We start from the raw sequence: 17,539 nt of genomic DNA, 5'->3' as shown, positions 1-17,539 counted from the left end.
CAACAAACGGGACATACCCCCGCGGAAATGCGACATCGCCACCATGACGGACTCATCAACTGCGTTCGCGGGTAGATGGACCTTTGACACCCGCTGAAAGTACTCATCGCCCAAAAATTCTCGCATCCACTTGGGAGCATCCATGACATCAGGATCTTCGAGGATCTTAATGTAAGGAACGTTACCTTGCGCGTCGTAGACTGGTTGGAGCATCCAGTCGTAGTAGATGACGCCGCCGGCGTCGCGAACAACGGCAACGTCGCGACGTTGCTGCCTCGCAGCGTTTGTTCGGTACCCAACGTAGATCGCTACGAAGGTAACCAAGATCAGCAGCGATCGAATTGAAAACCGACGAAAGTGTTTCATTGCCACGACTCGATTGGATTGACGAGCGGCGGACATCAACCAGGTCACGCGAAAGCACCATTACCTAACCGCTTGGATTGCGGTCATTGTGTGAATGGCATGGTTCCACATTTTATACCGCATTGCTCGGTAGGGGCAAAGAGTAAACCACGAAGGTCGAGAAGAACGCGACGGAGATTTAAGCTGATTAGCGGTCCCGCATTGACACCCGAAAGTTTCCCGCGCGTAGGCGATTGTGCTTCATGAATCTCTGCCGAGAGGGTGGAGCAGGGGGACGCAACTTAAATGAGAAGTCAAGTTTGCGAATCCTCTCGAAACGGTGACGATTCGGTCTTTTCTAAACGACCAACGACGCGGAAGTGCTTGAGGCCTGAGCCTGTTGAATACTACGACTGATCTTTGGTTCGCTAGACCGTTGGCTATGCCGCATCCTCCTTGGGATCCGTTCGTTTGAGCTCGATGTCACGATCAATGCCAAGCTTGTGAAAGAAGACGTCGTTTCGCTTCTTCGCGTCTGCAATCACTTTTTCAAAGGTCATGATCTGCACTAAGGCGTTTTCACGAGGCATATACAGCCAAATGCCCTCGCCATCGGGCGTCTCGATGTAATTGTACCCTGACATATGTTTGGTCAGATTGTCCACGATGTGGCAAATGACATAAATGTGTATCGGAGATTTATCAGCCAACCGGAATTTGCGGCCCGCGTGAGTAAACGACTTTTTTTCTCGTATCTCACGGATATAGCGAAGTGCCTGCGATATCGGATTCTCTTTTTCGTCGTAGTTCGTTCGCTCGGGTTTCTTGAACTCGACAAGAGTGAGTGATGTGAACGGTGTTTGCTGGTCTGCGAACGCAAAGGTTGCGTCGAAGAATTTTTCGTATGCAATTGCAACATCTGGACGATCTCGTGAGACTGAACCATCGAGTCCCATCTGAGCCAGTGGAATGTCGGATGCTGCAAACTGTTGAAATGCCAATCGCTCATCAATTAACCAGAGGTTGGATTCGTCCCAGGCGATATCGTTGCTAGTTTGCTTTCGCGGAAAAAAAATATCGTGGATCGCATCTTCATCACGAAACTTTCCATCGGCGTCAAACGCCATGCTGCTGTCCAGGAAATCGATAACTGCCCTTCGGTCCGTCACGTAATCTGCTAACTCGTAAAACGCCATCTGGCTCATGTCCCGTAGGATTTCTCGGTATTGATCCGTGAAATCACGAAGTTTGTCTGTGTTCTCACGGACAGTTTTTGCCATTGCGTTGAAACGCTTGCGTATATCTCCTTTCCACTCGCTGTAGATGCTCCAAATCTCTTTCGCAAATTCGCGATCTGACAAGCCGAATGGCATTGCCATCATCTGCTCCATACGGTTGCTCAAAAGAGGTCGGTATAACAGTTTTTCGTCACAATACTCGTATACCCGCTTCCGGTGTTCGGCTTCAAGTGGATCAATATCACTGGCAAGAAAATCCCGACCAGCGTTGCTGACTGCATCCACAATATGTTGAAGCGATGGTGCGTCGTCGGGTAGTAGTTCAGTGGAATCAAGAGTCTCTTCAAGAGCGAACCCCAATCGGTCTTGGGTTGCATTCTCGTCAAGGAGAGGAGCGCAGACGAATCCAATGTAGAAGTATCCTCCCTGCGGGCTGTTCAGTTTCTTCCTAGTAGGTAAGACACCGGCAGGTACGTCAAAGGGCTTCACAACCCGTCCGTTCGCACAAAGCATGATTTGATGCTTTTCTGCAACTCGCGTCTTGCATTTACTGTGCGTAACCGTTAGATCGTGGCCATTAACAGTAAGCGTTTGATCTTCTTTTCGAAGCATGAACTCTGTCTTGCAGAATTCGTGTAAATTGAGAGTGGAACTGTCCCATTCGTCAATTAGCAGGCACGTAATCCCATCATCGACGCTCAGACGCTGGAAGAAATGAACGGCAAACTGCCGTGCGATCGCATCGGGTAACTTTGGGGCTTTACGGCAATAGAACCCTTCGAAATGCTGCAATGAAACAATTGTTTTGGTTTCGCTAGCGTCTATAACGTTGCAAACGCACTTAGATACGCCCTCTGATGTGCGTGTAATGGTGAATTTTCGACGTTGGCAGATACCTGACTCCGTGAAAATGCTGTTAACCGTTGCGCTGCGGAACGCTTGTAGGTAGCTGAGCCGGCCCACACCTTTCCCGCCCTGCAACTTTTTGTGCGAGGTGTAGATCGTCTTAAATGCTTGCCAATTGGCTTCTCGGAATCCAATTCCATTGTCAGCAATCGTTATGCCTGAAACTGCAGCTGGAGTCATTTGAGACTTGTTATTTCCGCTGTTGAGAACTTGTTGGCTCTCATCTCGGTGGATGGTGACTTTAACAACCCCAGCGGGGGCCTTTTCATCGAGTCGCACGCGTTCTTCAATGGCATTGAAGGCATTTTCGACGGCCTCAAATACGGGCTGGAAACGGTCGCTTTCTCGGAGCTTGTTTTGTTCCAGATAGTGTCGATAGTCGATTTGCTCGAAGCTCACCTAAAAGGCCCTATGCGGTGACCGTTGTGTTCGAATATTTAGTGAAGACAATAGGAGTATGTTCTGGGACACTGCCGTACGACGAAAAGATTCCATTGCCATTCGCGTGCAAAACCTTTGCGGTTCGATGCTGCGACATATGGTTCGCCCTCTTCTTCTCTCTCGTGTCGGGTAAACTACAAACTTGCTAATATCTCAGCTTTCTTTGCATCGAACTCGTGGCGTTCGATCAGTCCGGCGTCTAGCATCTGTTTGAGCTGATTGAGTCGAGAAGTGAGATCATCAGTCGGCAAGGCTGGCTGGCTTGGGGCGACTGCCGTGTTGACTGTAATGCTATTGGCAGCATTACGTTCTTCTTCCATCTTTCTGCTTCGGCGGTATTCTCGCATCTCCTCTTCACGTTGTTGTCCCACCCGATAGACGCAGCGGGCCTGTGCTTTTGGAAGGTGATCCAGCGTCTCAACATGTCCGTTTAACCCAGACACGGAAAGAGTCGCGCCAACAATGCCTTCGCTGATATGGATGTTTTGGACGTCGAGCCATGGGACATCAACCATATTCATCCTTCCAAGTGCCTTGGATCGAAAGATGATCACCCGTTTGTTTGTCAGCACGATTGCATCTGGTGACATTACTGAGGGCAGGTGCTGCACAGCAATGTATTCCGGCTGCTCAACGTCGGTGCAAACGTCGGTAACTCGACTAAGCAGCTTTCCCACCACCTTCGGTGGCTGGCCGTCTGACACGAAGCGCGATAGTGCCGAGTCTGCAGCGTGAACGGGCTGAACTTTTGCGATATGTGCTGAATCGCTGGTGTCGGGTTTTGCCAAAACCATAACTTTGGGCGGTTGCTGCTCATCCATGACTTCGCTGGCGATCAGTCCTGTTTGGGAAACGCTCTCAAAGAGGCCCTTTACCCGTGAAGCGGGAGTCCAGTTGCCGTCCTCGCCCAAGCGAACAAGGGTGTCTGGATCGATCTTTCCCTGTTGCGCAATACCTTTCAATTGTCTAGCGCTAGCCGGGCCAACTATTTTTCCTTTGTACTGAACGTACCATTGAGAACTCATTGTGCCCCTCAAATGTTTTGGATGGCCGGGTGTCTTCGCTAAATGAAACGAAAGATTCTTCTGATCAAAGGCAACTGAACGTCATGCGGTGCTCGTTATTTCCACGTGCGGCAGATCACCAAGATGGGTTACGCTCATTCTGAGCGTGTCTTGCGGGCTCTGCAACATGGGGTGCATTAGTTTACCTCTGCAGGGCTGCTGCGCGCGGCCGTTTTTGGTCTTTCTGGAGGTCTTGCAGGAGGGGCAACCTGTCGTTTTGGGAACTCTAACCATTGGCTTATCAGGAATTCCCTCCCGTTGCTCAGGGTGATTAGGTGGGGTGCGTTTCCCTAAAAACGGCATGATCATCCAGGCGACCGGACTTGCCCGATCGCGTCTGGTGACAATCGGTATGTCTTGCGGCCGTTTTTGCAGATGTGCTCTTGGATCGCGATCCCTAATTGACGCAGCCCCGCGATGTCCCTGCGGACCGTCTTCTCGCTGACGCCGAGCGATGCCGCGAGCGTCTCGATGGTCTCGTCGCCCCGTCCGAGCGTGATCAATCGGAGTAGCCGTGGATGACGCTTCCGCTGCGTGCCCATGCTCATGACTCAATACCCCCTGCTTCCGAGCCGTCATGGCTCGCGTTTGTGCCCCAAAATCCTGTGTGCCCTCAAAATCCGGTGCGCTTCAAAATTCGCACTCGCGTGAGTTTAGCAGCTCGTTCGCTGGCGGGGGGGAGGGGCTGGACGGTATTTGTCCAAGGCGTGGGGATTTTTTTGTGGGGGAGCTGTTGGCCTCTAGCTTCTAGCTTTTGGTGGGAGTTTGTCGCCCATTTGCTCCGCAAATGGATTTTTTGGGGGGGGCCATTTGCGGAGCAAATGGGCGACTGTGGGGGACCGGTTTGCGGCGTTCTGCTACTTTTGAAATCGTGCAGTGATTCAATCGACGTCCCGAGCAAATGGATATTGGGTGGGGGGCCATTTGCGGAGCAAATGGGCGACTGTGGTGGGACGGTTTGCGGCGTTTCGCTCCTTTTGAAATCCTGCAGTGATTCAATCGACGTCCCTAGCAAATGGATATTGGGTGGGGGCCATTTGCGGAGCAAATGGGCGACTGTGGGGAACGGCTCTCGCCCTGCCGCTAAAAATGGCGCTCAATCAATCGATGTCCGGAGAGACTGAGCTACGTGAATTGGGACGCTGTTCGGCTACGGATGCGATGTGGAGCACGAACATCCGCACTCGTTGCGGCGCAGGCAGCGGGAATAGTCTGCGCGGAAGCGACACGTGGCTGCGATCGGGTTGATTTCGCAGCGGCAGCGTTGGCACATGATCGGTTGTGACGCTTCGATCAAACCGAGGCGACGTAGGATGACGTCGGAGTAGCCGGGGAATGTTCCGATCCAATGTTTGCTCGCTGGTCGCACCGCCTCGCTGCCCGTGTGGTCGAGAAGATTGCTGGTGCAGTTGTTTTCGAGCAAGCGGTAGAACTCGGGGCAACGATGCAAGTCATTCGCGTGTTCGAGCAATCCGGTCAATAGCCCGCGGACTTGATCCGGCGTCGCTTTGATCGGATAGCGATACAGCGTTTCTTCGCGGATTTGCGTCCGCAGGTCGACCATGTCGCGTTCGGTGGCCACGACGTAGATCAATTCCAACTCTCCCGTGACGGCGTTGATCAACCCAAAGTCCTCACCTTCCTCGCGGCGTGCCTCGACCGAGATGCAGATGTAGTCGTCGCCGCAGGCCGACCCGAAGCTCAGCATCGTGTGCGCAAACAGGCTGCGATCCGACCCCGGATAGCAAACAAAGAGGTCGGCGCGGTTGATGTCGGCGAGACGAATCGTGCGATTCAAGTAGCGAGGTTCGACGTGTTTTTCGCTGCAGTGGCGGAAGTCACGCACGTTTTGGATCTCGATGGATACGTCGTGGAACGTTGTGTAGGGCATCAACCGATGTTCGAGGCACCAGTTGCGGTTGTTCGACGGCACTTTGCCAATAGACAGCACCGCGCAGCCGGAAAAGCTGCACATGATCCACAGCGGGATCAGAAATCGATACATCGTGCTGACGAGCGAGCAGATCCAATCTCGCTGTGACACTGAACAAAACATAGCATTCCCCCACCGAACGTATCGGCGGATCGGCATCCGTCCATGCCTTGCGATACCGGCATTCACTCTCGCTTGCCGGAGCGAATTCCTCGGTTTGATCGGAACACTCCGCGGAATCGGAACAGATTCCCACAGGAGTGTTTGTTAGTGGAGCGTCTCCGTTGTTTGCGAGCGTCTCTAGCGTTTAATCGGAGGATGGGGCCGGAGCGGGCTCGGGTGGTGTTTGCTCTTCGTTTGGTTCGGTATCCGCAGCGTCGGACAAGTCAAACATCCAGAACGGAATTTTTTGTGCGGTCTGTTGAGCTTTGAGTCGCCGGTCCTCCGGCGAGAGGTTTTCGGTCAACAGCATTCGCACATCTTCGATCAACGGCATGCAACTGCCGTAGTAGGAGTGTCCCAATAACTCGGTATCCATGTCGCTGGCATCGACCGTGTCGAGACCGACGGCAACGATCACCTGATCACTCGAGTCGCCCGCGCGTGGGCCGTCGTTGAATCGATCCGACGCGTACAGTGCCCAGTCGTTCTTGGAACAATACAAAGTCGTTCGCTTCGCCTTGGGCATAATCTTGGGGAGCAGATTGGTTTCAAAATAAGTGGTGTCGATGTCGGGCGCGGCCAACACGATTTGCTCGAAGAGTTGGCCTTCGGCATCCAGTTCCGCGATCGCACGGCAGGTCGCATCGGCCCCCATGCTGTGCGCGATCACGTGAATTCGCGTGGCCTTGGATCGCTCGGCGACATCGCTCAGGAATTGCTTGATCACCTCATGGCTGACGAGGATTTCGTTGCGATCGGAGAAGTAGTGATGAAAGCTGCCCCGCGACGGCCAGGTGAAGAACATCGGCACGCCCGAGAATCGCAGGTCATAGTGGATTTGTGCGGTTCGGCGAGCGGCTTCATCAAAATCGACGTTATAGCCGTGGACAAATACAAAGCATTCTCCATCGGTTGTTTTTTGCGCCAGGAGCTTCCGCACGGAGTCGAAAAATTCGTCGTCCTGCATCACTTCGGTGGATCTCAATACGACGTGATGCTCTTCGCTTTCGGCGCCCACCGACGGCCGTTCGACTTGGCCGAGTTGATGGGTCGGTGGGATCGAAACGTGACACGTGCCATAGCTCACTTCAGAGGTCGGTGAGCGACGGCTACCAAATTGGACCCCTTCGTGCAGCGAATACTTTTCCAGCCACGCGGAGTTGAACTGAACCAAGCCACCGATCGCTAACACGATCAACGCGACAAACATCACGATCGGCCAACAACCGATTCGATGATCTTTGTTGAAAAAGAACAGACGTGCAACGCTCAGGATGCAGGCCACCAATGCGAACGTGACCAGCACCGCCCCCGTAATCAAACGGGCATTGGATTCGGGTTCGGGATCGAGTCGTTGTCGGTTGGTGGCAAAGAACACTTGCACGTCGGTGGGTTGGTCTTCTCCGAAGCGACGGACGAGTGTTTGTGGCTCACCTTTTTCGACCGTGCCCATTCGCACCTTCGCACGTGTCGTTGGTGCCGGCGAACGAGCTCCTAAATCACGAGTCTGGGCGACGATGGCGTTTGCTTTGGCATCCGCTTGGCCGATGACACGACCGAGCGCGGACGCAGCGACGGGAGCAAGATCCTTGTCCGTGAGGGCTTGCAGCAATCCGGGTACCGCTGACAAGCCGAGGCTTTCGATCTGGCTTTTCGCGGCGAACCCTTTGTCGTCTTCTTGGGATGAGACATCTTTGAGCAGCGTTGCGATGGCCTCGTCGGTCAATGCCGACGCGGGGGCTGAGATGGGTCTGGATTTCACCAACGCGGATTTAAAGGAGAACGCCACACGTGGCCCCAAACTCTTCACCTTCTCGCTAATGACCTCCTGCAAGATCCCCAGCCGCTGTAATTGTTCGACCGCCTGTTGTCGGACTTCCCACGACTCGTGTTGCAGTGCTTGCGAAAGGAAATCTTGCTGTTGTTCGGCGGTGAGTCCTTCGGCGCGTGTGAAGTGGTTGCGGATGAGGCTCGCGGCGCGATCGGGGTCTTCGAGACCGGCTTGCAGATCTTCCAAGCTGATTTCGGCTTTTGCAAACAGTGGATCAGCGAAGACCGCTGAGTCGGACGTTTGGCACCATCCTGGACCGCCGTTTAATATCAGGACGAACCCCCATGTCAGACAGATGCGAAGGCAAAAGTTCGCGATTCGTGGATCATGCATGGAAATCTCCTCGTCATCGAGCACGGCTGGTTTTTCGTCAACGTTGGATGAAAAGTGGAGTCATAGCGGAAGCCGTTAAGACGTTCGGCGGATAGTGATTTGTTAGCATTGAAAATAGTGTGTGAGACCGGACGGCTTGCGCCGTTCCGCTACGTTTTTTAGCGGCAGGGCGCGAGCCCTCCGGTGCCAGGTCGTGAGATGTTCGAGATTCACCGGACGGCTTGCGCCGTTCCGCTATGAAAACGATTTGGTAATTGTGAGCCCTCCGGTTCAGGCGACCCTCCAGTGTCGGGTTGCGATATCAAAATGTCATTGACGAGTTCCGGTACGTGAACGTCCAATGCTGACGAAGCTTTGGTAACTTAGTAACTCAGCGAGATCAGGAATTCGGACGCCGTGCCATTTGTGTTTTGAATCATCAGTCGCATCAATTGAGGTGAATCGGCCGCGACCGCTACGAGGTCTTCGACGCGTTGAATTTCGGTGTCGTTGGCCCTGACGATGTTTTGTCCCGGTTGGAGTGAAACGAACGTTTGTTTGGCTACATCGAATGCGTGAGTGGCTGGCGAATCCGGTTGGGCGCGAACGATCAACGCTCCTGGATTGGAATGGTTGCGGACCGTCATTCCCGTCCGAGGGCCGGTGCGCGGTGGCATACCGGGATAGCTGTAGGCATAAACGTTCTGTTGCGTTTGACTGTCAAATCCGGCTTCCGGTGCAGCCCCTTTGGGATAGGTTTGTCGAAATGCGAGATAGACGTCCACGCGTACGTGATCAACGGCTTCGTCCCAAGTCATGCTCGTGTTGGATTGGTTCTCCCAAAGGTTCAACAACGCGGTGGTGAATAGCGAACCGGGGAAGCCGCCTTTTTCTGGATCGTCGGAACCGAAGAACGCGCCTTCTCCCGGTGAGCTCGCGTTGAGGTCGACCCAACCGGTGGGACGCAAGAGCAACGCTTCGAAAATCGGCTTGGCTCGCAGCGGTGGTGACTCGCGGATGCCCGGAGCGAAGTATGAAAAGCCGTCCTCACGCAAGTTGCAGCAATCGCTGAGCAGGACGTTTAGTCGTGCCGACTTCGTCTCCATCGCCCGACGCACGTCATCGCGATAGAGTTTTCCGCCGGCGAGGTGAAAGTAGTGCCCTTTGTCGTCGGCGGCACCATGTCCCGAGTAGTAAAACAGCAGCGTGTCATTGGGGCGGACGTTGACCTCGGCGAGATACGACATGATGTTGTCGGGCGTCGCCCATTGGTCGTCTTCCAACGACAGCGGGTAGTATCGGAACTGCGATTCGGGTAGCCCATTGGCGAGCGAGGCGTACATGCCTACCGTGTCGGCGGTGATGTGCACCGCCAGTGCTCCCCATCCCGCCGCGGGTGAGGTATCGCCGATGATGACCGCATGCACCGTTGGTTCTTGCGAGGACGCGATTTGGGGAAGCAAACCGGATGGGAGCAGACAGAACGCGATGAACAATACGAATTGTCGTCGGCAGGTTTGTCGCATCATGGCATCAATCTCTCTGGCTTCACGAAACTCTCAGGCTTCACGGGCAGGCTGTGAAGTGATTAGTGTGGCCGTTCGCTCGGGACGTCGATTGGATTACTGAAGGATTTCAAAAGTAGCGGAATGGCGCGAGCCGTCCGGTGACTCGGGACCGGACGGCTTGCGCCGTTCCGCTAAAAAAGACACTAAAACAATCAACGTCCCCCGCGAACGAACACACACATCCCTTCCCAGCCGAGTAGCGAAAGCATCCTGCAACGCGGTGCTCGCCCACTCGTGGCGAACACCTGGAGGCTCCGCAAGTCATGTACCGTCGACCCTAATCGATCGCCAGTCGTATGATTGAGACGTTATGGTGCCCCGATGGTGACATTCATGTGTGGGGATATGCACATGTGCAAACTAGCTCAGAGTTCACGCACGTATTTGAGACGCCGTTTCCAGTGTGACTGCGGATGGTCATTCGAAGTGACTTGGAAGATTGCTCATATCGCGCCCTGTTACTTCGAAATTTCGCATGCACGATGGATGCGACCGTTGTTGGGACGTCGGGTGTTTTGAAGCAAAGTTTTAGCGGAACGGCGCAAGCCGTCCGGTCCCGCGTTACCGGGCGGGTTGCGCCGCACCGCAAACAAAGTAGATGCCATTGGGCTTACGCCGATTCGCTGCATTTGAAATCCCGCCGTCATTCAATCGACGTTCCTTTGAGTCGTGAATCCGCTCACAGGCTTTTTATTTCGAGTCGAGCGTCAAGAAACCTATCGCAGTTTCGGTTGTCTGTACCGGCCTTGGCACTCGAGTTGCGATGAACACCACGGGGGCCGTGAGAACTTTTTGAGTTTTTGGACATTCAGCGTGAAAGGCTTTCCGATGGCGTGTTCAGTCGTGCGATCGACGACTTCGGGTCCGCCACGCAGGTTTATCGCCTTGTCGATGTGTCTGGTTTTGCTTGGCAGCGGCGCGGCGGCGGCTGATGCCGATGATGATGCCTCAAGCTCGCCGGCGTTACTCGCGCTCTTGGTCGGCGTCGATCAATACCCGCACCTGCCGGAGGATGCGCAGTTGATGGGAAGTCGTAACGACGTTCATCTGATCGCGGAAACTTTGCAAACGCGATTTCGATTTCCAGCGGAGAACATCACGACACTGATCGATGACCAGGCCAAAGGCGAGTTGATTCGGGAGGCGTTCCGCAGCATCGTTTCCCAATTGCAGGCTCTTCCGGATGATCAGCAGGCGTATGTGGTCTTTCACTTCAGCGGTCATGGATCGCAGTTGGCTGACCAACCCAGCGGTCCGTACCGCGACGAACGCGATGGCCTGGACGAAACGATTTTGCCCAGTGACGCGATGGTTCAGGGCGGCGAAAACGAAATCCGCGATGATGAACTCAATGAATTCGCGCACCTTGTCTGCCGCCGTCAACAAACCCACTTGTGGATGATTCTGGATTGTTGCCATAGCGGCACGGGGGTGCGGGGCACGAGCGCCACGCGATTCCGTGCCTTGCCTCGGCGAGTGCTAGACACACAGGCATCACGCGAATCAACGAGCGGACTGCGTGAGCGAGAATTGCCGGCAGATGCCGTCGCTCTTTACGCGTGCCAGTCGGTCGAGAAGGAGCCTGAGTTTAATGACGGCGACCGGTCGTTCGGTTTGCTAACCAAATCACTAACCGATGTGCTCACTCGCACCAAACAGATCTCGTCGCTGACGTATGCTCGTTTGGCTGATCTCATCGAATCGCAATATCGAAGCGATCGACGGGTTGTACCCGCACCAACACCCGGCATCGAAGGTGCGAAAGACCGGATCGTTTGCGGTGCCAGCACGGAACTCAATCATGACGATTGGCAAGTGGTTCCTGATGGCCGTGATGCTCGGTTCGCATGGATCCGAGCCGGCGCGATGGATGGCATGACCGAGGGCTCGCTGTTCACGCTTCATCGTGCCGACCGTTCGACTTCGGAATCCCCCGAGCCCGCGATCCGGTGGCTGGGCGTCGAGTCGGTGGAGGCGACCGCCTCGCGTGCACAGATTTTTAACGATGACGGAATGTCACTCCAAATTGCGAAATGGCCAACCGGTATGTCGTCGGGGATTGCACTGGAACAGTATCACGAACCCGGTGACGGCGCGACGCGGGTGCGGGTGATTGAGATGCAGCCAGATGGATCCGAACGAACGGTGACGCAAGCCTCAGTACGCGACCGCACGGAAACGCTTCGCACCGTATTCGAAAGCCAATCGCAAACGCAGGGCAGCGATTGGTTGACGTGGGCTGATGCGAATGCCGCTTATGATTTGGTGCTCAAGCTGGACGGGGATTTTGCCGCCTTGTTTCCCGCGATCGCGATGGCGTACACGCCAGTATCGCGAGACGCGGACCAGAGCACCGTTCCGATATCGCTGCGTGGCGGATGGGGGCCGTTTAAACTGGACGACTCCGTGCAGGCGGGCAACTCGATTCGCGATGCCATTTTTCGAATCACGCGAGCGAGGAACTTGATGCGGTTGGCGGACGAACAATCTGCCGATTCGCCGATCCGCGTGCAACTCAATCTGCAACGACTCGAACTCAAGAACGGTGCGATCGCTTCGCGAAAACCTTGGGAGAACTCCCGCCACGATTGGGACCTCGCTAAGCAGCCGGTTATCGTCGATGGGGATTGTTACGACTGGAGCATCACCTACCAAAGTGATGATCAACGTCCTGGGTATCTGACCGTGTTGCAAATCAACAGCGACATGGGGATCCAGATGATGATTCCGTCGGCGATCGGCAATCCATCGCCGCGAATCAATCACGGCGACACGATCCAGGTTGGCGGCTATCAATGTTGCCGCGACGACGACGAGCAGATTCGTGTCGGTGCAAGATGGACGATTGCGATCGTGACCTATTCGCCGAATCAATACTCATGGCTTGGTCAGAACAGCCTCGTTCGCATCCGTGGTGGAGGGTTGCTGGGGTCGTTAACTCGATCCAAGGCCGCGTCGACGCTCGACCGTCTTCTGCTGCAACAAGCCTGTTTCCAAAACCGCGGTGAATCGACAGGCATGGATGACGCCAAGCTCGCTTACGATCCGACCTGGGCGGTCACGATGAAGACATGGCAAGCAGTTGCTCAACGGGAAACCACACCATGACGCCAAAACCCTCCTTCAATGCCGAAATTGCACAACGGCTTCCGCTTCCCATCGCCCAATTGCACCGGCGGGCGAGCACGGCGAAGTCCGCCACTGAGAAACATCAGGCTGCGTTCTTCCTCTGGGAAGCAAGCATCAAATTGCTGACGACCGCGGTGATTCTCGAGTTTTCGCATTCACGCAGCGCGAACGAGCAACAGTTGCAATTGCTGCATCGCTTGGTCCGTCCCAAACTCGCGGACTGGCTCGCGATTCTGAAATCGTTGCTTCCTGAGATCGGTGGAAATGATTCGTCGCTTCGTGCGACGAGTCGGACGCTATCGGAAAAGATGGCGGAGTCTTTTGAGCCGTGTCGCCAATTGGCAGAAACCCTGCGACGCGTCAATGAGCAGCCGGATTCCAGCGGCGTGGCAGACTCTTTGCTCGATCTGTTCACTCAATTGCCCGCGTACCGTTGGCGTGTTTGGAGCCAACAGCCCGGTGCGGCCACCGGCGAGGATTCTGTCGAGTTGATAGGAAATCAACTGCTCGCGGCGGCAGAGGATTGGTTGCCGCATGTCGATTTGCTGTTGGGACGCGAATTGATTTTTGTTTCGGGGGTGACGGCGCGGGGAAGCGACCGTTGGATTGTCGATCGATATACGTTGATGGGTGACGTCGCTCGCCGGATTCGGGATGTCGAGTTGGTCGGATCCACTCACAACCTGCCGCGTGCGGGCAGCGTGTACCTGGACGCTAACCTTGACACCCGCGACGTCAGTAAGACGACTTGTTTGTCGAACCTCTGGTCTTGTCATCCTGTCGTTTCCTTTGACATCGAACTCAACCAAGTGTTCTTTTTGGCAGAGCGAATCTCGGCCGAACCTCCACAGGACACGGAAGCTCACTCGCTGTGTTACACAACAGGGCAAACGCAGAGCAGTGTTGCGATGCAGGAAGACCTCGCGGAATTCATCGCTGGCGTTTCGCATGGGGCTTTCCCGTCGCCACCACGCACGACGGATTCGTCGACCGTCTCGTTGACCCAGACCACGGACGATTCCCAGGGACCTCCGAGCCCGCCCCGGCGGAGCGACCAAACCACGGGAGAGTTCGAATTGCTCACGCGAATGGGCCAAGGTGGAATGGGCGTTGTCTATCGCGCGTGGCAACCGTCGTTGGCACGTGAGGTCGCGGTCAAAAGTCTGATGCGGTCGGGGGATCCAAAATCTCAAGCCCGATTTTCGAGGGAGATCCACGCGCTCGCGCGCGTCGAACATCCCAACCTGATCAAGATCTTTTCCTCGGGCGTCGAGGGGGACCATTGGTACTACGCCATGGAACTCGTTGACGGTGTCGACATGGGCGTGGTGATGGAACGACTCCGCGAACAAAACGTCAGCGTGGGCACGCTCAGTTACTCACGCTGGTTCGATGAGTTCAGGGAGTGTGTTCGCGCGACCCGGTTGCGAGAGGAATTGATCGATGAAAGCTTTGACATTCAGGATCGGATCGAGCAAATCGATGCCACCGCAGCCCAAACCGACACCGCCTCTCGCGATTACATCACCGAGACGGTGAAGTTGTTGTGTCAGGTCACCGCCGCCACGCAGTCGCTCCATGAGGCGGGCGTGGTGCACCGTGACATCAAACCGGGCAACGTGATGCTCACTTCCGATGGTCAGGACGCGGTTTTGATGGACCTCGGATTGGCTCAGATGGAAGACGACACGTCGGCCAAAGTGACCCGGACCCGGCAATTTGTGGGCACCCTCCGGTACGCGAGCCCCGAGCAGGTTCTTTCGATCGGTTCGATCGATCATCGCAGCGATGTCTACAGTCTCGGTGCGACGCTTTGGGAACTGTTGACGCTGCGTCCGCTATTCGGCGTCTCGGAAGAATCGTCGGCGTTGGACATGATGCGGCGGATCGAATATACCGACCCTGACCCGGTGTGCAAATACAACAAAGCGGTTCCCAAAGACTTGGATGCGATCGTTTGCAAGTGTCTCGAGAAATCGCCCGATCATCGCTACCAATCCGCGGCCGAGCTCCAAGAAGAACTCACTCGGTTCTTGAATCACGAACCCGTCCAAGCCAGACCGCTGGGTACCGCCGCTCGTGCCGCACGGTACGTCCGCCGACATCCAGTGGGCAGCGGGTTGGCGCTCGTTTGTCTGGTCACGCTCGCAACTTTGGGGGTGTTGGCGATCAACTATCGCCAATTGCAAGCCGAACGTCAGTTTGCGGCCGAGCTGCAGACGGCCAACGAACGTGCCGACACGAGTTTCCGCACCGCCGTTGCGGCGCTTGATGGGATCTTCCGAATTCTGACCGAAGGCGATCTGAGACGACGTCCCGATCTTCAACCGCTCCGCAGTGAACTGCTGACGTATTACCGCAACTACGTCGAACAATTCAGCGAAGGCGAGCAACTCGATGAAGCGATCTCTTTGGAACTTGGCCAGACTCTCCAGCGGATGGCGCGTATCACGAGCGAACTGGGGGACAAAACCGACGCGATCAGTCACTACGATTCCGCCATCGCGATCTACCAGGGGCTGTTGCCAAGGACGCAGGATCGCACGCGGCTGACCAAGTCGATTGCGGGAACCTATCTGAGGCGTGGAGTTCTGCACCAAGAATCACGCGACTACGATCGGGCAGAGAAAGATTTCGATCTCGCAAAACGTGATTTGGAGTTGCTTCTCGAGGCGTCACCCGACGACAACGAAATCTGTCAATCTCTCGGATCCGTCCATCATGAATTGGGGATTCTGTATGAGTTGCGAAATGAATATCAAGAAGCACTGGAGAGTTATGAGAAGGGACGCCGCATCCGCGAGGAGTTAGTCCGGCGTGTCGGTGATCGAGGCAGCAAACGCGATCTCGGTCGTAGCTATGGCTACTTGGGTGACGTGCAAATCGCGATTGGGGACTACCAGAAAGCGCTGCACTCGTACATACGTTCGATGGAGATGCGGCAAGAAGTCGTCGACATGAAACCGGCTGACCATGAAGCCAAATTTCAGCTGGCTCGCTCGTTTCGAAATCTCGGTCACCTCAATTCATTGAAGAATGATATCGAAGAGGCGATAGAATGGTATGAACAGGCTTTGCAGGCCGACCGGAGACTGATCGGCGCCGAACCGCTGATCGCCGACTACCGCAGTGACTTGGGGTCCTACGGAAACGATTTGATCGAACTGATGGTCGATCAAATCGGACGCAAAGAGGATCCGAAGGCGATCGCCGCGGTTCAAGAGCTGGCAGCGGAGGTGTATCAGGTCAACGATGAGCTAACCAAACAGAACCCTGATCAAGCTCAATACATTTCTTCGTTTGCGCGGACGTTGGTGAATTTGTCGCGATTGGATTTGCTCGAAGATGGAAAGCAGCAGGCGAAGGAACGTCTGAAGCAAAGTCGCCGCCATTACGCGATGCTGCAAAACGCATCCGAAGTCGACCTCTATCAACAGGCGGTGCTCGAAACACTGTTGGCGAAAACAGTCGACGATGAGCAGGAGGTCATGACACGGGACATCCCGCAAATAGAAAAACACCTCAACGAAGCGATTGAATTGCTCTCTCAAGCGGTGCTTAAGAGTCGGTACACGATCGTTCCCAGGTTGGCCCGCGATCCCGCGTTTGATGAACTTCAAAACGAATCCGATTTCCTCGCACTGTCGACGATCGGGTATCGGGGGCGGACGTCGCGGGCGGCTGAACCGGTTTATCGAGACAAGGCATTGTTTCCCCCGCGTCAGTCGACCTACCAGCATCTTTACGTGCTGGCCGTTGGCGTTTCGGATTACCAGGACGCAAAGCATAGTCTTGAGTATCCAGACGACGACGCCATGGGGCTTTCGGATGTCTTTCGGACTCAAACCGCCTTTACGTCGGTCACCGTCGAGACGCTCACCAACGCGCAGGCCAGTCGCATCGCGATTCTCAACAAGCTCAAACAGCTTCGGATGAAGGCGTTGCACCCCAGTCTGCTGGTGGTTGCCATGTCCGGTCATGGACGTTTGCACGAGAGCGGTGACTATTACTTCTTGCCCTATGATTTTGATTTCAATCCGGATTCATCTATCGCGGCGACTGGCATTTCGTGGGACGATTTGCTCCGTGAGTTTAAGGAAATTCCCGGAGCGGTCGTGGTTTTGTTGGATACCTGTCACAGCGGCGCGGCGACCAATATCGGTTTGCGTGGCCCCGGTGCGAACCAGATGCAAGTTCGGATGCGTCAGGTCGCCAGCGAGATGACTGGCGCGGGTGACCGCGGCGTCGCGGTGCTCGCTTCCTCGTTGAGCGCGCAGGCGGCTCAGGAGCGGAGTTCGTGGGGACACGGGGCTTTGTCACTCGCCGTCATCGAAGCGTTACGCCATCAACGGATTTACGCCGAAGTGCCAAACCCACCGCTGCCCGTGCCCGGTCTGCGACAAGTCGTGAGTCTGCAACAGATCCAGTCGTATGCGGTCGAGCGTGTGAACGAACTCACTGAAGGGCAACAGAAGGTGATCGTTCAAAGCAACATGTCACTCATCGATGTGCCGTTTACGATCGCAGTTGATGATCCTTGAGGCGTTAGCTGTTAGCTGTTAGCTGGGAGCTGGGAGCTGGGAGTTGGGAGCTGGGAGTTGGGAGTTGGG

The 17,539-nt window shown here is 55.2% G+C and carries 9 protein-coding genes; 2 read left to right on the top strand and 7 right to left on the bottom strand.

From position 1 onward, the window contains the following. The 7 genes from NB063_RS31060 to NB063_RS31030 all read right to left on the bottom strand — a co-directional run. Positions 1-366 (bottom strand): hypothetical protein (locus NB063_RS31060; protein WP_250933559.1); only part of this gene is annotated, 366 nt, incomplete at its 3' end. A 419-nt stretch (positions 367-785) separates the two neighbouring features. Further along, entirely contained in the window at positions 786-2,888 is a 2,103-nt protein-coding gene (locus tag NB063_RS31055) for an ATP-binding protein (RefSeq protein ID WP_250933557.1), read from the bottom strand. A 176-nt stretch (positions 2,889-3,064) separates the two neighbouring features. Then, the gene (locus tag NB063_RS31050; protein ID WP_250933555.1) at positions 3,065-3,955 is read right to left on the bottom strand and encodes a GYF domain-containing protein; all 891 of its coding nucleotides are present in this window, start codon (positions 3,953-3,955) and stop codon (positions 3,065-3,067) included. A 344-nt stretch (positions 3,956-4,299) separates the two neighbouring features. Further along, a complete protein-coding gene (locus NB063_RS31045) occupies positions 4,300-4,542 on the bottom strand; it encodes an HTH domain-containing protein (protein WP_250933553.1) in 243 nt (80 codons plus the stop codon). 602 nt (positions 4,543-5,144) lie between these two features. Next, entirely contained in the window at positions 5,145-6,038 is an 894-nt protein-coding gene (locus NB063_RS31040) for an Lnb N-terminal periplasmic domain-containing protein (protein WP_250933551.1), read from the bottom strand. Between the two features lie 196 nt (positions 6,039-6,234). Continuing rightward, the gene (locus tag NB063_RS31035; protein WP_250933549.1) at positions 6,235-8,253 is read right to left on the bottom strand and encodes an alpha/beta hydrolase; all 2,019 of its coding nucleotides are present in this window, start codon (positions 8,251-8,253) and stop codon (positions 6,235-6,237) included. Positions 8,254-8,615: 362 nt separating this feature from the next. Then, positions 8,616-9,761, bottom strand: coding sequence for a caspase family protein (locus NB063_RS31030; protein ID WP_250933547.1), 1,146 nt, complete (start codon positions 9,759-9,761; stop codon positions 8,616-8,618). A 930-nt stretch (positions 9,762-10,691) separates the two neighbouring features. Between NB063_RS31030 and NB063_RS31025 the strand changes: the two genes are divergently transcribed. Both NB063_RS31025 and NB063_RS31020 read left to right on the top strand, forming a co-directional pair. Next, positions 10,692-12,908, top strand: coding sequence for a caspase family protein (locus NB063_RS31025; protein ID WP_250933561.1), 2,217 nt, complete (start codon positions 10,692-10,694; stop codon positions 12,906-12,908). Next, positions 12,905-17,470 (top strand): protein kinase domain-containing protein, encoded by a 4,566-nt coding sequence (locus NB063_RS31020; RefSeq protein ID WP_250933545.1) that lies wholly within the window; start codon positions 12,905-12,907, stop codon positions 17,468-17,470. The genes NB063_RS31025 and NB063_RS31020 overlap by 4 nt, the downstream gene beginning before the upstream one ends. The last annotated feature ends 69 nt before the right edge of the window (positions 17,471-17,539 follow it).

Source organism: Aporhodopirellula aestuarii (genome assembly GCF_023701485.1).
Taxonomy (GTDB): domain Bacteria; phylum Planctomycetota; class Planctomycetia; order Pirellulales; family Pirellulaceae; genus Rhodopirellula; species Rhodopirellula aestuarii.
This window is presented reverse-complemented; position numbering and strand designations above follow the sequence as displayed.